Here is a 515-nt window from a genome sequence, read left to right as displayed (position 1 = left end):
GGATTATTTTAGGGTTTATCGCACGAAGAAAAGGAGCATATACGTTAGGAGCATGGGCAATAGGAATTGGGATTGTATCCATTATTGTGGGAACCTTTGTCCTCCCGTTCTTTTAACAAAGAAAACAGGGTACCGAAACGGTACCCTGTTTTTTAAGCATTTTGTTCTGCTTTTTGTTTTTCATAATATTCTTCAGCAATTTTATCTACTTCTTTTTTCAACTCTTCAACCATTGTTTCCTCTGGAACCTTACGAACGATTTCACCCTTGCGGAAGAGCAATCCTTCACCTCGAGCGCCAGCAATTCCGATATCGGCTTCACGAGCTTCACCAGGTCCGTTTACTGCACAACCTAATACGGCAACTTTAATTGGTGCCTTAATGTGTGAAATATACTCTTCGACTTCGTTTGCAATGCTAATGAGGTCAATTTCAATGCGTCCGCATGTAGGACAAGAAATTAAAGTCGCTGCGTTAGCTGCTAAACCGAATGATTTTAATAATTCGCGAGCTAC

The 515-nt window shown here is 40.8% G+C and carries 1 protein-coding gene and 1 pseudogene; one reads left to right on the top strand and one right to left on the bottom strand.

From position 1 onward, the window contains the following. Positions 1 to 116, top strand: a pseudogene (locus ACYVL2_RS20155) (DUF4190 domain-containing protein); the annotation flags it as partial. Positions 117 to 152: 36 nt separating this feature from the next. Here ACYVL2_RS20155 and ACYVL2_RS20150 read toward each other — a convergent pair. Continuing rightward, a partial coding sequence (locus ACYVL2_RS20150) for a flavodoxin-dependent (E)-4-hydroxy-3-methylbut-2-enyl-diphosphate synthase (RefSeq protein ID WP_460546585.1) occupies positions 153 to 515 on the bottom strand: 363 nt, incomplete at its 5' end.

It is taken from the genome of Glycomyces halotolerans (genome assembly GCF_054779575.1).
Note: the sequence above shows the minus strand (reverse complement) of the source record. Positions and strands in the feature narration are given on the sequence as shown.